Annotated in this window: 14 protein-coding genes; 4 read left to right on the top strand and 10 right to left on the bottom strand. The window is 74.4% G+C overall.

What is annotated here, in order from left to right:
• Window positions 1-204: 204 nt before the first annotated feature.
• Window positions 205-1737, bottom strand: a complete 1533-nt coding sequence (locus tag IE096_RS14080; RefSeq protein WP_189451809.1) for a leucyl aminopeptidase — start codon at window positions 1735-1737, stop codon at window positions 205-207.
• A 133-nt stretch (window positions 1738-1870) separates the two neighbouring features.
• Window positions 1871-2674 (bottom strand): adenosylcobinamide-GDP ribazoletransferase, encoded by an 804-nt coding sequence (locus IE096_RS14075; protein ID WP_189451808.1) that lies wholly within the window; start codon window positions 2672-2674, stop codon window positions 1871-1873.
• A gap of 94 nt (window positions 2675-2768) precedes the next feature.
• On the opposite strand from IE096_RS14075, the gene IE096_RS14070 reads away from it, so the two are divergent.
• Window positions 2769-3506, top strand: a complete 738-nt coding sequence (locus tag IE096_RS14070; RefSeq protein WP_189451807.1) for a hypothetical protein — start codon at window positions 2769-2771, stop codon at window positions 3504-3506.
• On the opposite strand, the gene IE096_RS14065 is transcribed toward IE096_RS14070, so the two are convergent.
• The 7 genes from IE096_RS14065 to IE096_RS14035 form a co-directional block, all read right to left on the bottom strand.
• The gene (locus tag IE096_RS14065; protein ID WP_189451806.1) at window positions 3466-4224 is read right to left on the bottom strand and encodes a hypothetical protein; all 759 of its coding nucleotides are present in this window, start codon (window positions 4222-4224) and stop codon (window positions 3466-3468) included. The two genes, IE096_RS14070 and IE096_RS14065, sit on opposite strands and share 41 nt — an antisense overlap.
• A complete protein-coding gene (locus IE096_RS14060) occupies window positions 4221-5996 on the bottom strand; it encodes a phosphatidylglycerol lysyltransferase domain-containing protein (protein ID WP_189451805.1) in 1776 nt (591 codons plus the stop codon). The genes IE096_RS14065 and IE096_RS14060 overlap by 4 nt, the downstream gene beginning before the upstream one ends.
• A gap of 79 nt (window positions 5997-6075) precedes the next feature.
• Window positions 6076-7122: a nicotinate-nucleotide--dimethylbenzimidazole phosphoribosyltransferase gene (cobT, locus tag IE096_RS14055; RefSeq protein ID WP_189451804.1), complete on the bottom strand. Its 1047-nt coding sequence runs from the start codon at window positions 7120-7122 to the stop codon at window positions 6076-6078.
• A gap of 113 nt (window positions 7123-7235) precedes the next feature.
• Window positions 7236-7922 carry a response regulator gene (locus IE096_RS14050; RefSeq protein ID WP_189451803.1) on the bottom strand — a complete coding sequence of 229 codons (687 nt, stop codon included), beginning with the start codon at window positions 7920-7922 and terminating at the stop codon, window positions 7236-7238.
• Window positions 7919-9229 carry a sensor histidine kinase gene (locus tag IE096_RS14045; protein ID WP_189451802.1) on the bottom strand — a complete coding sequence of 437 codons (1311 nt, stop codon included), beginning with the start codon at window positions 9227-9229 and terminating at the stop codon, window positions 7919-7921. Before IE096_RS14045 ends, IE096_RS14050 begins: the two co-directional genes overlap by 4 nt.
• Before the next feature lie 143 nt (window positions 9230-9372).
• On the bottom strand, window positions 9373-9651 hold the full coding sequence (pspAA, locus tag IE096_RS14040) for a PspA-associated protein PspAA (RefSeq protein ID WP_189451801.1): 279 nt from the start codon (window positions 9649-9651) through the stop codon (window positions 9373-9375).
• Window positions 9652-9696: 45 nt separating this feature from the next.
• The gene (locus IE096_RS14035; protein ID WP_189451800.1) at window positions 9697-10491 is read right to left on the bottom strand and encodes a PspA/IM30 family protein; all 795 of its coding nucleotides are present in this window, start codon (window positions 10489-10491) and stop codon (window positions 9697-9699) included.
• 277 nt (window positions 10492-10768) lie between these two features.
• Between IE096_RS14035 and IE096_RS14030 the strand changes: the two genes are divergently transcribed.
• Window positions 10769-11362: a DUF3043 domain-containing protein gene (locus IE096_RS14030; protein WP_229820176.1), complete on the top strand. Its 594-nt coding sequence runs from the start codon at window positions 10769-10771 to the stop codon at window positions 11360-11362.
• 59 nt (window positions 11363-11421) lie between these two features.
• Complete coding sequence (locus IE096_RS14025) at window positions 11422-12144, top strand: methyltransferase domain-containing protein (protein ID WP_229820175.1); 723 nt, start codon at window positions 11422-11424, stop codon at window positions 12142-12144.
• A 69-nt stretch (window positions 12145-12213) separates the two neighbouring features.
• On the opposite strand, the gene IE096_RS14020 is transcribed toward IE096_RS14025, so the two are convergent.
• On the bottom strand, window positions 12214-12429 hold the full coding sequence (locus IE096_RS14020; protein ID WP_189451799.1) for a hypothetical protein: 216 nt from the start codon (window positions 12427-12429) through the stop codon (window positions 12214-12216).
• Window positions 12430-12538: 109 nt separating this feature from the next.
• Between IE096_RS14020 and IE096_RS14015 the strand changes: the two genes are divergently transcribed.
• Complete coding sequence (locus IE096_RS14015) at window positions 12539-13741, top strand: bifunctional adenosylcobinamide kinase/adenosylcobinamide-phosphate guanylyltransferase (protein ID WP_189451798.1); 1203 nt, start codon at window positions 12539-12541, stop codon at window positions 13739-13741.
• Window positions 13742-13838: the final 97 nt, after the last annotated feature.

Genomic DNA, 13838 nt, shown 5'->3' with positions numbered 1-13838 from the left:
TCGCACTTGTTGACGGAGGGCGGGACGCCGGGCCGGGCCTGAGTGACGACTGATGCGTCACCTTCGGGGGTTACCAGTGCGTAGAAATGTGAGTTTTCGCCCCGAGCGAACACGCGCCGGGAAAAAAGCGCGAGCGCCGGGAGGAAAAGCGACGCGGCCCCGGGTCATTCCCGGGGCCGCGTCGCCTCGGCCCCCGAGGGGGCCTCAGCCGAGGTCGCCGTCGGCGGTGCGCTCCGCCAGCCGGACCAGGGTGCGGACGGCCGAGCCGGTGCCGCCCTTCGGGGTGTAGCCGTAGGGGGCCTTCTCGTGGAACGCCGGGCCCGCGATGTCCAGGTGCGCCCAGGTGATGCCCTCGCCCACGAACTCCTGCAGGAACAGGCCGGCCACCAGGCCGCCGCCCATGCGCTCGCCCATGTTGGCCATGTCGGCCACCGAGGAGTCCATGGACTTGCGCAGCTCGGCGGGGAGCGGCATCGGCCACGCCTGCTCGCCGACCTCCTCGGCGATCTCGTGGATCGCGGCGCGGAAGGCGTCGTCGTTGGCCATGACACCGAAGGTCCGGTCGCCCAGGGCGAGGACCATGGCGCCGGTGAGGGTGGCGACGTCCACGATCGCGTCCGGGTTCTCCTCGGAGGCGCGGGTCAGGGCGTCGGCCAGCACCAGGCGGCCCTCGGCGTCGGTGTTCAGCACCTCGACGGTCTTGCCGCTGTACATCTTCAGCACATCGCCCGGACGGGTGGCGGTGCCGGACGGCATGTTCTCCGCGAGGGCCAGCCAGCCCGTCACGTTGACCTGAAGGCCGAGCTTCGCGACGGCCACGACCGCGGCGAACACGGCGGCGGCACCGCTCATGTCGCACTTCATGGTCTCGTTGTGGCCGGCCGGCTTCAGGGAGATGCCGCCCGAGTCGTAGGTGATGCCCTTGCCGACCAGGGCGAGGGTCTTCTCCGCCTTCGGGTGGGTGTAGGCGATGCGCACGAGGCGGGGCGGGTTGGCCGAGCCCTGGCCGACGCCCATGATGCCGCCGTAGCCGCCCTTGAGCAGCGCCTTCTCGTCCAGCACCTCGACCTTGAGACCGTGCTCCTTGGCGGCGGTCTGGGCCTCGGCCGCGAAGCTCTTCGGGAAGAGGTCGTTGGACGGGATGTTGATCAGGTCGCGGGCGCGGTTGACCTCGGCGGCCACGGCGGCGGCCCGCTCGACGGCGGCCTTGAAGGCCTTGTCGCGGGGCTTGGCGCCCAGGATCGCGGCCTCGGCCAGCGGCGCGCTCTTGTCGTTCTTGGCGGCCTCCTTCTTGCCGTCCGTACCCCGGTAGGACGTGAAGGAGTACGCGCCCATGATCGCGCCCTCGCCGATGGCGGCGACGGACTCGGCGTCCTCGACGGGCAGGGCGAAGGCGGCCTTCTTGACGCCGGCCAGCGCACGGGCGGCGGTGCCGGCCGCGCGGCGCAGCGCCTCCTCGGCGAAGCCCTCGTCCTCGGCGGGCAGTTCGCCGAGGCCGACCGCCAGCACGACCGGGGCCTTCAGGCCGGACGGGGCGGGCAGCTTGGTGGCCTCGCCCTCGCCGCCGGAGGCGCCGAGGGTCTCCAGGACGGCGGCCAGCTTGCCGTCGAACGCCTGGTCCACGGCTTCGGCGCCGGGCGCGACGACGGGGCCCTTCGGGCCCTTCGCCACACCGACGACAACGGCGTCCGCGCGCAGCGTCGCCGCACTGGAAGTGCTGAGAGTCAGAGCAGTCACGGTGGTGGGTGTCCCTACTTCCGTTGAATTCTCGGCCGATAGTGGTGGGCCGGCCGCACCCAGTGATCGTATGTGCCGTGCACGGACCGTCCGGCCCCGGGCCGCCCGGCACGCGAGAGCGTATCCCCGGCGGTCACGCCGGGCCCAGGGCCATGACGACCAGGGCCGCCGTCGCGGCCGTTTCGGCGAGCGCCCCGAACACGTCGCCGGTGACCCCGCCGAACCGTCGCCGGCAGTGCCGCAGCAGTGCTTCGGCCGAGGCCAGGGCGAGGAGGACGGCCAGGGCGCAGCGCGCCGCGTCGTACGGGCCGAGGAGCGCGCCGGCCCCGGCCGCGGCGGCGGTGACGGCGGCGGTCGCCGCCCACGCGGCCGTCCGGGGGACGACGCCCGCCACGGCGGCGCCCAGGCCCTCCGGGCGGGCGGCCGGTACGCCCGCGCGGGAGGCGAGGGTGAGGGCGCAGCGGGCCGCGAGGGCCGCCGTGAGGGCGGCGAGGGCGCCGCGTGCCGGGTCGCTCTCGTAGGCCCGGGCGAGGGCGGCGGTCTGGCCGAGGAGGGCCAGCAGCAGGGTGATGACGCCGAACGGGCCGATGTCCGACTGCTTCATGATCCGCAGGGCGTCGGGGGCGGCTTTGCCGCTGCCCAGCCCGTCGGCGACGTCCGCGAGCCCGTCGAGGTGGAGGCCGCGGGTGAGCGCCGCCGGGACGGCGACGGCGGCGACGGCGGCGAGCAGCGGGCCGCCGCCGAGCCACAGGAGGGCCAGGCCCGTGGCGGCGGCGCAGCCGCCGACGGCCAGCCCGGCCAGGGGTGCCGCCAGCATGCCGCCGCGCGCGGCCGCGCGGTCCCAGCGGGTGAGGCGCACGGGGAGGGCGGTGAGGGTGCCGAAGGCGAAGCGCAGGGCGTCCCCGGTGGTGGCCCGGGCGGAGGTCGTGTCGGTCATCGCGGGCAGGGTATCCCGCACCCGACGGCAGTATTTTGCTGAAGGCGGGCGAAAATGCTGGTCACGGCGGGTGCGGGAGCGAGCGGAGAGTCCGATGGGTCACTGGCTGGCACGCAACATCGTCGAGCCGGGCAAGCTGCCGCTGCTGCTGGCGCTCGGGGCGTTCGTGCTGACGTTCCTGGTCACCCGCGTCATCACCCGGCTGATCCGGGCGGGCAAGGGCCCGTTCCGCAACATCCGGCCGGGCGGGCTGCACGTCCATCACGTGGTGCCCGGCGTGGTGCTGATGGTGGTCGGCGGGTTCGCGGCGGTCGCCGAGGGCCGGCACGGCTTCGGGGCGGCGCTCGCGGCGGTGCTCTTCGGCATGGGCGCGGGGCTGGTGCTGGACGAGTTCGCGCTGATCCTCCACCTGGACGACGTGTACTGGACCGAGCAGGGCCGCAAGAGCGTGGAGATCGTGGTGCTGACGGCCGCGCTGGTGGCGCTGGTGCTCGCGGGTTTCTCCCCGTTCGGGGTGAACGAGCTGACCCCGGACGAGCTGCAGAACCGCACCATCGTGGTGACCAACACGCTGGTGAACTTCCTGCTGGCGCTGGTCTCGCTGGCCAAGGGCAAGCCCCGGCTGGCGCTCATCGGGGCGGTGGTGCCGCTGGTGGCGATCGTCGGCGCGGTGCGGCTGGCCCGGCCGGGCTCGCCCTGGGCCCGGCGCTTCTACCGGCGGCGGCCCCGGGCCCGTCGCCGGGCCCGGGTGCGCGCCTACCGGCACGACGCGCGCTGGGCGGCCGTGCGCATCAGGATCCACGACCTCCTGGCGGGCGCGCCGGATCGCTGAGCGCGCTCCCGGCATGGGCGCCGGGCCGCCGGTCGTGCTCGCGGTGGGCGTCCCGGCGGGGCTTGCGGCGGCGGCGCAGCTCGTCCACGGCGCACATCGCCAGGATCACCGTCATGGCGGCGATGTGCTCCTTGCCCGCGAGGTTGGGCTTGACGATCACCTCGCCCGCCATGGCCGCCACCACCAGGCCGCAGGTGAACCAGGCCCGGTAGCGCCAGGAGACGTAGATCGCGAGGCCCACGACGGCCGCCGAGGGACCGGTGTCGATGACCTTGGCGGCCTCCGGCGGCAGCCCCAGCGGCGAGCCGGGGCCGAGGTCGACGCCCAGCCGGGCGTACATCGTGCCCGCGAGGGTGGCGGTGTAGGCCACGGCCAGGGTGCGCCACTTGCCCAGGCACGCCTCGGCGAGGCCGAAGACGATCAGGACCTGGGCCAGCGCTCCCCACACCGGGAGGTCCAGCGCGGGTACGAACAGCGACAGGGGAGTGCGCAGCAGCGCGATCCACCAGGGCAGCTGGGCCTGGACGGAGCCGAGCCGCTGGACGGGTTCGTAGCCCCAGGGCTGGTTCTGGATCACCTGGAAGACCGCCGTGAGGGCGACGGCCGTGAGCGTCATGGGGACGGCCGCGAGCCGCTTACGGGCGAACGTCCCCCGTACGGCCGCGTACAGCGGGCCCCATTCGGTGCGCGCGGCGCGGAGCAGCGCCGCGCGGGTCATCGCCGGCTCTCCAGGTGTTTGCGATTGAGCCACTTGGGCAGGCCGGGCGCCTCCAGGAAGCCCTCGGCCCGGGCGGCGGCCACACCGATCCGCAGCAGGTCACTGCTCTTCTCGAACAGCATGAAACGAGGCTCCCAGATGGGCCGGTACTTCGCATTTGCTCGGTAGAGCGACTCGATCTGCCACCAGCGGGAGAAAAAGCTCAGCAGCGAGCGCCACATCCGCAGCACCGGGCCGGCGCCGAGCCGGGAGCCCCGTTCGAAGACGGACCGGAACATCGCGAAGTTCAGCGACACCTGGGTGACGCCGAGCTCCTTGGCCCGCTGGAGCAGCTCGATGACCATGAACTCCATCAGGCCGTTCTCGGAGTCCCGGTCACGGCGCATCAGGTCGAGCGAGAGGCCCTTGGGGCCCCAGGGCACGAAGCTCAGCACGGCGCGCAGCTCGCCCTCGCCGTCATGGCACTCCAGCATCACGCAGCGCCCGTCGTCCGGGTCGCCCAGGCGGCCCAGCGCCATGGAGAAGCCGCGTTCGGTCGCGCCGTCGCGCCAGTCGTCGGCGCGGCGCAGCAGCGTGGCCATCTCCTCCTCGGGGATGTCCTCGTGGCGGCGGATGGTGACGGTGTATCCGGCGCGCTTGACGCGGTTGTACGCCTGGCGGACGGTGCGCATGGCCCGGCCCTCCAGGGTGAACTCGGCGGTGTCGACGATCGCCTCGTCGCCGAGTTCGAGGGCGTCCAGGCCGTGCCGGGCGTAGATCGTGCCGCCCTCCTCGCTCGCGCCCATCACGGCGGGGATCCAGCCGTGTTCGCGGGCCTCGGCCAGCCAGGGCTCGATGGCGCCGGGCCATGCCTCGGGGTCGCCGATGGGGTCGCCGGAGGCCAGCGACACCCCGCCGACGACGCGGTAGGTGACGGCGGCCTTGCCGGAGGGGGACCACACGACGCTCTTCTCGCGGCGCAGCGCGAAGTAGCCCAGCGAGTCGCGCTCGCCCCAGCGGCCGAGCAGCTCGCGCAGCCGGGACTCGTCCTCGGCGGTGAGCGGGTCGGTGGCGCGGCGGGAGCGGAAGGCGGCCCAGACCACCACGATCAGCAGGATCGTGCTCATCACGTTGATGGTGACGTCGACCCAGCCGGGCGTGGCGATGCCCGCGTAGCGGGAGTCGTCGGCGGCGATGGAGATCAGCCGCATCACGCCGTAGTGCCAGCGGTCCAGGAAGGTGGAGCGCTGCTCGTCCGTGGACTCGTTGGTGATCGTCACCAGCCCGGCCGCCAGCAGCGAGGTGACGAGCAGGCCGGCCGCGGCGACGGCGCTCGCGAGCTTGGGGTTGGAGCGGTCGCCCTTGGCGTAGAACTCCCGGCGGCCCACCAGCAGGGCGAGGGTGAACAGGGCGGTGACGATCAGGGAGAACCAGTTCAGCGGGTGCCTGCGGAACTCGGGGAAGAACATCGCGAACGCCAGCACCAGCAGGAGCAGCCCGGCCAGCACCAGGTTGAGGATCCACGCCGCCCGCTTGCGCCGCCGCATGGTGATGGCCATGAACAGCGACACCACCGCGGGGGAGAAGCCCGCCGTCAGCAGGTAGGGCGTGAAGAACTCGTCGACGTTGTGCCTGCGGATGTCGGCGCCGAAGGACACCCAGACCGCGCCGAGCAGGTTGACGAACGTAACGGCACGCAGGTACCAGACGGCGAAGCCGGCGGCTCGCCGCCGCCGGACCGCGCCGCGGTCGCTGTGGACGCCCTCATCCGGAGTCAAGCGGACTTCTCCCATGAAAAGTGAGCATATGGGGCACCGTCTGCGGAGGAATTCCGTGCGCTCACCGTGATCCGCCGGCCCGTCACGGCCGGCGTCAGGAGCGTTCGGGAAGCTCCGCCGCCAGGGCCGCGGCCGCCTGCACCAATGGCAGGGCGAGCAGCGCCCCTGTCCCCTCGCCCACTGTGACGCCCTGGTCGAGGAGAGGGTTGAGTGCCATCCGTTCGAGCGCCTTCGTCTGCGCCGGGTCGCCGCTGCCCTGACCCGCCAGCCACCAGTCCGGCGCCCGGAAGGCCACCCGCTGGCCCACCAGCGCGCACGCGGCCGAGACCACCCCGTCGAGGATCACCGGCGTCCGGCGCACCGCGCTCTGCAGCAGGAACCCGGTCATCGCGGCAAGATCCGCGCCGCCCGTCGCGGCCAGCAGCGCCAGCTGGTCGCCCAGCACCGGACGGGCCCGGCGCAGCGCGTCCCGGATCGCGGCGCACTTGCGCATCCAGGCCAGGTCGTCGATGCCGAAGCCGCCCCGGCCGGTGACCACGGACGCGTCCGTACCGCACAGCGCCCCGATCAGGGTGCCCGCGGCCGTCGTGCCGCCCACGCTCAGATCGCCCAGGACGACGAGGTCGGTGCCGGAGTCGGCCTCCTCGTCGGCGAGCGCCATGCCCGTGCGGAACGCCCGCTCGGCCTCCTCGGCACTCAGCGCGTCCTCGGTGTCGATCCGGCCCGAGCCGCGCCGCACCCGGTGCCGGGTGACCTCCTCGGGCAGCTCCGCCGGGTCGCAGTCCACCGCCATGTCGATCACGCGCAGGCCCACGCCGTAGCGGCGGGCCAGGATCGCGACGGTGCTCGTGCCGTCGAGGGTCGTCCGGACGAGCTCGGCCGCCCCGCCCTTCGGGCCGCCCGACACGCCCAGGGACGCCACCCCGTGGTCGCCCGCGAACAGCAGCGCCTTGGGCCGCTCCACCGGCCTCACCGGCACCGTGCCCTGGGCGGCGGCGAGCCACTCGCCCAGCTCGTCCAGCCGCCCCAGCGCGCCGGGCCCGGGGCCCAGGCGCGCCCGCCGCGCCTCCGCGTCACGCCGGGCGGCGGAGTCGGGGCGCTCGATCAGCGTGGCGAAGTCATCCAGATTCAGACCGCTCATCCGCGACACACTACCGTTCCTGTGCAAGTTGGCCAGTGCCGTCCAACTTGCCCTATTCCAGGCGTCGCTGGCCGGTGCCCGGACGGGCCCGCGGGCGCCGGCCCCGCCGCAGGTCAGCCCGCCCCCGGCCGCACCAGCCCCGACTCGTACGCGACGACCACCAGCTGCGCCCGGTCGCGCGCGCCCAGCTTGGCCATCGCCCGGTTCACATGGGTCTTGACCGTCAGGGGGCTGACCGACAGCCGCCCCCCGATCTCCTCGTTGGACAGCCCTCCGGCCACGTGCGTCAGCACCTCCCGCTCGCGCCCGGTCAGCGCCGCCAGCCGCTCGGCGTGCTCCGCCGGGGGACCGGCCGGGCCCCCGCCCTGCGCCAGGAACGTCGCGATCAGCCCCTTCGTCGCCGTGGGGGACAACAGCGCCTCGCCCGCCGCCGCGACCCTGATCGCCGCGAGCAGCTCGTCGGGCTCCGCGCCCTTGCCGAGGAACCCGGACGCGCCCGCGCGCAGCGACTCCACCACGTACTCGTCGACCTCGAACGTCGTCAGCATCACCACCCGCACGGCCGCCAGCGCCGGGTCGGAGCAGATCTCCCGGGTCGCGGCCAGCCCGTCCGTGCCCGGCATCCGGATGTCCATCAGGACCACGTCGGGCGTGTGGGCGCGGGCGAGCTCCACCGCCCGGGCGCCGTCCGCCGCCTCGCCCACCACCCGCATGCCCGGCTCGGAGTCCACCAGCACCCGGAACGCGCTGCGCAGCAGCGCCTGGTCGTCGGCCAGGAGAACGGTGATCGGATCGCTCATGCGCCCACCCTAGGGGCGGGCGCGCCGGGGCCCGGCAGGGGCAGCACCGCGGACACCCGGAAGCCGGGCGTCCCCGGGCCGCGCGGGCCCGCCGCGCAGCTCCCGCCGAGCGCGACGGCCCGCTCCCGCATGCCCAGCAGCCCGTGGCCGCCCGCCTCTGCCGCGCCGTTCGCGGGGGGCTCCGGGGCCTCGGGGCGCTTCCCGCCGTCGTCCACCACCGTCAGCTCCAGGGCGTAACGGCCGCGGCGCAGCGTGACCTCGGCCCGCGCGCCGGGGCCCGCGTGCTTGTGGACATTGGTCAGCGCCTCCTGGAGCACCCGATAGGCCGTCAGATCGACGGCCCCGGGCAGCGCCCCCACGGCGGCCGCGGCCGCCTCCGCGCCCACGGCGCCGCCGGGTGCGCCGGGCGGTGCCGGGACGGCGGCGACGTCGACGGACAGGCCCACCCGGGCGAAGCCCTCGACGAGCCGGCCGAGGTCGCCGAGGCCCGGCGCCGGCTCGGTGGGGGCCGCCGGGTCGCCGTACTGCCGCAGCAGGCCGACGGTCGCCCGGAGCTCGGCGAGCGCCGAGCGGCCGGCCTCCCGGACGTGCGCGAGCGCCTCCTTGGCCTGCTCGGGGCGGCTGTCCATGATGTGCGAGGCCACGCCCGCCTGGACGTTGACGAGCGCGATGTGATGGGCGACGACGTCATGGAGCTCGCGGGCGATGCGCAGCCGCTCCTCGGCCACCCGGCGGCGGGCCTCCTCCTCGCGGGTGCGCTCCGCCCGTACGGCCCGTTCCTCAATGGCCGCGACGAAGGCCCGGCGGCTGCGGACGGCGTCCCCCGCCGCGCCGGCCAGCCCGGTCCAGGCCATGAGGCCGAAGTTCTCCTGCGCGTACCAGGGCGGGGCGCCCAGGAGCATCACCACGCCGGTGAGCGCGGTGACGGTCGTGACGACGGTCCGCAGCGCGGAGGGCCGCTCGCTGCGGACGGCCACCGTGTAGAGCGCGACCGCGGCGCTCATGGCGATCTGGGTGCGCGGGGGCCCGTCGCCCCGGGTGAGCACGACGGCCACGACCGTCAGCGCGCACGTCACGGCGAGGACCGTACGGGGTGCCCGGCGGCGTACCGCCAGCGCGCCGCAGGCGGCGGCGGACAGCAGCAGGAAGACGGCGCCCGGCGGATGCCGCTCGGCGCGCGGCGCCAGGAAAGCGCCCACGACGACGAGGCATAAGACGAGGCCGGCGAGGAGGGTGTCGGCGGCGAGCGGATGGCCGCTCAGCCAGCGGCGCGGACGGGCCAGGCCCGTGGCGGCGAGGGAGTTCATCGCGATCCCATCGGGGGCCGTCGCGGAGGATACGGAAAGGGGCACGGAGACCGGCCGCGCCCCCGTCCCCGGAGGGAACGAGGGCGCGGAGGCGTGCCGGAGTGCCGTGGAGGCGCGCCGCCCGTGGCGGGGCGTCGGCGGACTCAGCCGGGGATCAGGCCGTCGTCACTGAGCATCTCCCGGACCTCGTCGAGCGAGGAGTCGGGCGCGGGCAGGATCAGCTCGGAGGGCTCCAGCGCGTCGTCGGGCAGTGGATCGCCCAGCCGGCGCACGGCGTCGAGCAACGCTCCCAGCGTGCGGCGGAAGCCCTCCTCGTCGCCGCTCTCCATCTCCGCGAGCAGCTCGTCGTCCAGGCTGTTGAGCTCGGCGAAGTGGCTGTCGGCCAGTTTCACCTGGCCCTCCCCCATGATCCGTACGATCATGACGGTCTCCCTTGCTCGGTCGGCTCCCGTTGAGGTGGGGGCGGCTCAGCTCTTGTCGAAGCGCGGCCGGTCCTGGGGCTGGGCCTGCCGCTCCTGCCCCGGCGCCCCGCCCTCGATGGCCGGCTTGGCGGCCGTGCCGCCGGCCAGCTCGGCCTTCATCCGCTGAAGCTCGATCTCCACGTCGGAACCGCCCGAGAGCCGGTCCAGCTCGGCGGTGATGTCGTCCTTGGCCATGCCCGTCGGGTCGTCGAGCGCGCCGGAGGCCAGCAGCTCGTCGATGGCGCCCGCGCGGGCCTGCATCTGCGCGGTCTTGTCCTCGGCCCGCTGGATGGCCATGCCGACGTCGCCCATCTCCTCGGAGATGCCGGAGAACGCCTCGCCGATCCGCGTCTGGGCCTGGGCGGCCGTGTACGTCGCCTTGATGGTCTCCTTCTTCGTCCGGAAGGCGTCCACCTTGGCCTGGAGGCGCTGGGAGGCGAGCGTGAGCTTCTCCTCCTCGCCCTGGAGCGTCTGGTGCTGCGTCTCCAGATCGCTGACCTGCTGCTGCAGCGCGGCACGACGGGTCAGCGCCTCGCGCGCCAGATCCTCCCGGCCGAGCGCCAGGGCCTTGCGGCCCTGCTCCTCCAGCTTGCTGGACTGGTTCTGGAGCTGATTGAGCTGGAGCTCCAGACGCTTGCGGGACGTGGCCACGTCGGCCACCCCGCGCCGCACCTTCTGCAGCAGCTCGAGCTGCTTCTGGTACGAGTAGTCGAGGGTCTCGCGCGGATCCTCGGCCCGGTCCAGGGCCTTGTTGGCCTTCGCGCGGAAGATCATCCCCATCCGCTTCATGACACCGCTCATGGGCCTCGCGCGCCCCCTTCTGACCGACCTTGGCTCGGGCTTAGGCTCCGGCACATCTTTCAGAACCCACAGTACGGGCCCCACTTCCATTACCGCACCGTCCGGGCCCGGATGCGCTCCTCCTCCAGGACGATCAGGAAGCCGCCGCCTCACGCGCAAGGAGGAGTGGAAACCCCGGGGGAGGGGAGGCGCGCGCGCCGGGGCGCACGCCGGTCGTTGCCGGATCGTGCCCGCCCGGACCGCGATCGGGCACGGAAAGCCCGTACCCTTGGGTTCCGTGTTCCGAAGCCGTTCGAAAGCGCAGGCCGCGACCCCCGAGGTGACCGCGGACCAGCCCAAGAAGCCCCGTGACCCGCAGGCGCCCAAGGGCCGCCCCACGCCCAAGCGCAGTGAGGCCAACTCCCAGCGCCGCACCCTGGCCGCCACCCCGGCCAACCGCAAGGAGGCCGCCAAGCGCGCCCGCGAGGCGCGCCGCGTGGACCTGGCCAAGCAGCGCGAGGCCCTGGCCAGCGGCGACGAGCGCTACCTGCCCGCCCGTGACAAGGGCCCGGTGCGCTCCTACGTCCGCGACTTCGTCGACGCGCGCTACTCGGTCGCCGAGTTCTTCCTGCCGCTGGCCGTGCTCATCCTCGTGCTGAGCATGATCAACCGCGGTGCCTTCCAGGCGTACGTGCTGCTCGCGTGGCTGGTGGTGATCGTCCTGATCGTCATCAACTCCGCGATCACCGGCATCACCCTCAAGCGTGCCCTCAAGCAGCGCTTCCCCGACGAGAACCTGCGCGGAGCCGTCCCCTACGGCCTCATGCGCACCCTGCAGATGCGCCGGCTGCGCCTGCCCAAGCCGAAGGTCAAGCGCGGGGAGAAGCGCTGAGCGCCTTCGCGTCGGGCTTCGGGGGCGGCACCGAAGGGTGGCCGAGCGGGCCCGGGGGGTTGCGGAACACCGTTCGTCAGGAACTGGTCGCCCGCCAGATCGACGAGCAGATAGCCGCCCGGTTCCCGGTGGGCCGGCGGCTGCGCGTCCTCGACGTCGGCCTCGGCCAGGGCACCCAGGCGCTGCGCCTGGCCCGTGCCGGCCACGAGGTCACCGGCCTGGAATCGGACCCCGAGATGATCGCCGGGGTCCGCGCCGCGCTGGCGGGCGAGCCCGAGGGCATCCGGGAGCGGGTGCGGCTGATAGAGGGCGACGGCCGCGACACGGGCGCCCACTTCCTGCCGGGCACCTTCGACGTGGTGCTCTGCCACGGCGTCCTGATGTACGTACCGGAGCCGGACCCGCTGCTCGCGGCGCTGGCCCGGGTGCTCGCCCCGGGCGGGCTGCTCTCCCTGCTCGTCCGCAACGCGGACGCGCTGGCGATGCGGCCGGGCCTGTCCGGTGACTTCGCCACCGCGCTGCGGGCGTTCGACTCGCCCGCGTACACCGACCGCCTGGGCCTGGAGGTCCGCGCGGACCGCCGGGAGACGCTGACGGCGACGCTGGCCGGGATCGGCGCGCCGCTGCGGGCCTGGTACGGGGTGCGGGTGTTCTCCGACCTGGCGGCGACGGCTCCCGCGGACCTCGACCAACTGCTGGCCGCGGAGGAACGCGCGGGCCGCACGGACCCCTACCGGGCGGTGGCCGCGCTGCTGCACCTGTGCGGGGTACGGGGCGGCTGACCGGGGCTCCGCCCCGGAACCTTGGCCTCAAACGCCGGACGGGCTGCGTCGCAGCCCGTCCGGCGTTCGTCAGCTGTCCGCCGCCTCGTGGAGACTCATCGGCGCCGCGTAGATCTCCGTGTCGTCCTCGAACAGACGGACCTGGTCCACGCCGCCGTCCAGCAGGGCGCGCCACTCCTCGCCGATCCAGGACTCCGCGTCCCCCTGCGTCGTGAACTCCTCCGGCTCCACCGCCGGCTCCGTCTCCGTCCCGTCGGCCTTCTCGAACCGCCACGTCCACGCCATGTCCGCCTCCTGGGCGATCGGGAACCTCTGCGGTCGCAGCCTAACGGTCACCGGTGACGCCCAGTAGTGATGGATCGCGCCGGGCCCGCCGACGCGAGACGATCAGGGGGTGGAACTGACTCTCCTCGGCACCGGGGCCCCCGAGGGCCTGCCGCGCCCCGACTGCCCCTGTGCCGCCTGCGCCTGCGCCGTGGGCGACGAGGCACGGGCCGCGACGTCCCTGCTCGTCGACGGCGCGCTGCTGCTCGACCTCACCCCCGGCCCCGCCTTCGCCGCCGCCCGCGCCGGGCGGTCGATCGCCGGGGTGCGCCAGGTGCTGCTCTCCCACCCGCACGACGGGCCCGCCGTGGAGTTCCCGGCCGGGCTGCCCGCGCCGGTGCGGGTGCCGGACGGGCGCGAGCTGTCGGTGATCAGCGGGCACCGGGTCCGGGCCCTGGCGCTGGACGCGCCGGGCACGGGGTACGAGGTGACGGCGCCGGACGGCGAGCGGCTGCTCTACCTGCCGCCGGGCGCCGCGCCGGCCGGGCTGTCGCAGACCGCGCCGCCCGGCCCGTACGGGATGGTGCTGCTCGACGTGCTCGGGCGGCCCGACGCGCTGGCCCGGCTGCGGGAGACGGGGGCGGCGGGCCCGACGACCGACGTCATCGGCGTCCACCTGGACCACGACGTGCCGCCCGGCCGGGAGCTGCACCGCAGGCTGGCGGCGGCGGGGGCGCGCACGGTCCCGGACGGCGCCACGCTCGTCGTCGGCGACTACCACGCCGTACCGGACCTGCCCCGGCGGACGCTCGTCGTGGGCGGCGCCCGGTCGGGGAAGTCCGTGGAGGCCGAGCGGCGGCTGGAGTCCTTCCCCGAGGTCCTCTACGTGGCCACGAGCGGCACCCGCGAGGGCGACCAGGACTGGGCGGCGCGCGTCGCCCACCACCGCGAGCGCCGGCCGGGCTCCTGGCGCACGGCCGAGACCTGCGACCTCGTGCCGCTGCTGGCCGCCGACGGCCCCCCGATGCTGATCGACTGCCTGGCGCTGTGGCTGACCGACGCGATGGACTCCGTCGGCGCCTGGGACGACGCCACGTGGGCGAACGGCGGCGAGGAGGCCCTGGCCGGGCGGACGGCGGAGCTGGTCGCCGCGATACGGGCGACCCGGCGGACGGTGGTGCTCGTCAGCAACGAGGTGGGCTCCGGCGTGGTGCCCGCGACGGCGTCCGGTCGGCGCTTCCGCGACGAGCTGGGCAGGCTCAACGCGGCGGTCGGCGACGAGTGCGAGCACGTGCTGCTGGTGGTGGCGGGGCAGGCGCTGCCCCTGCGGTGACGGGCGACGGCACGACGACGGCCCCGCACCGGGAGGGGATGCCGTTGGCGAATTCGGGGTTTGATCACTTCGCCCTGTCGGGTTGTTACCCGACAGG

The organism is Streptomyces abikoensis, from assembly GCF_014648775.1.
Taxonomy (GTDB): Bacteria; Actinomycetota; Actinomycetes; order Streptomycetales; family Streptomycetaceae; genus Streptomyces; species Streptomyces abikoensis.
The sequence above is the reverse complement of the archived record's forward strand: the minus strand, read 5'-3'. Positions and strand labels throughout refer to the sequence as shown.

What these genes read in the sequence shown, in the direction of transcription:
- IE096_RS14075 (WP_189451808.1), bottom strand. Translation starts at nt 2,674, where the DNA reads ATGACCGACACGACCTCCGCCCGGGCCACCACCGGGGACGCCCTGCGC.
- IE096_RS14070 (WP_189451807.1), top strand. Translation starts at nt 2,769, where the DNA reads ATGGGTCACTGGCTGGCACGCAACATCGTCGAGCCGGGCAAGCTGCCG.
- IE096_RS14065 (WP_189451806.1), bottom strand. Translation starts at nt 4,224, where the DNA reads ATGACCCGCGCGGCGCTGCTCCGCGCCGCGCGCACCGAATGGGGCCCG.
- IE096_RS14060 (WP_189451805.1), bottom strand. Translation starts at nt 5,996, where the DNA reads ATGGGAGAAGTCCGCTTGACTCCGGATGAGGGCGTCCACAGCGACCGC.
- cobT (WP_189451804.1), bottom strand. Translation starts at nt 7,122, where the DNA reads ATGAGCGGTCTGAATCTGGATGACTTCGCCACGCTGATCGAGCGCCCC.
- IE096_RS14050 (WP_189451803.1), bottom strand. Translation starts at nt 7,922, where the DNA reads ATGAGCGATCCGATCACCGTTCTCCTGGCCGACGACCAGGCGCTGCTG.
- IE096_RS14045 (WP_189451802.1), bottom strand. Translation starts at nt 9,229, where the DNA reads ATGAACTCCCTCGCCGCCACGGGCCTGGCCCGTCCGCGCCGCTGGCTG.
- pspAA (WP_189451801.1), bottom strand. Translation starts at nt 9,651, where the DNA reads ATGATCGTACGGATCATGGGGGAGGGCCAGGTGAAACTGGCCGACAGC.
- IE096_RS14035 (WP_189451800.1), bottom strand. Translation starts at nt 10,491, where the DNA reads ATGAGCGGTGTCATGAAGCGGATGGGGATGATCTTCCGCGCGAAGGCC.
- IE096_RS14020 (WP_189451799.1), bottom strand. Translation starts at nt 12,429, where the DNA reads ATGGCGTGGACGTGGCGGTTCGAGAAGGCCGACGGGACGGAGACGGAG.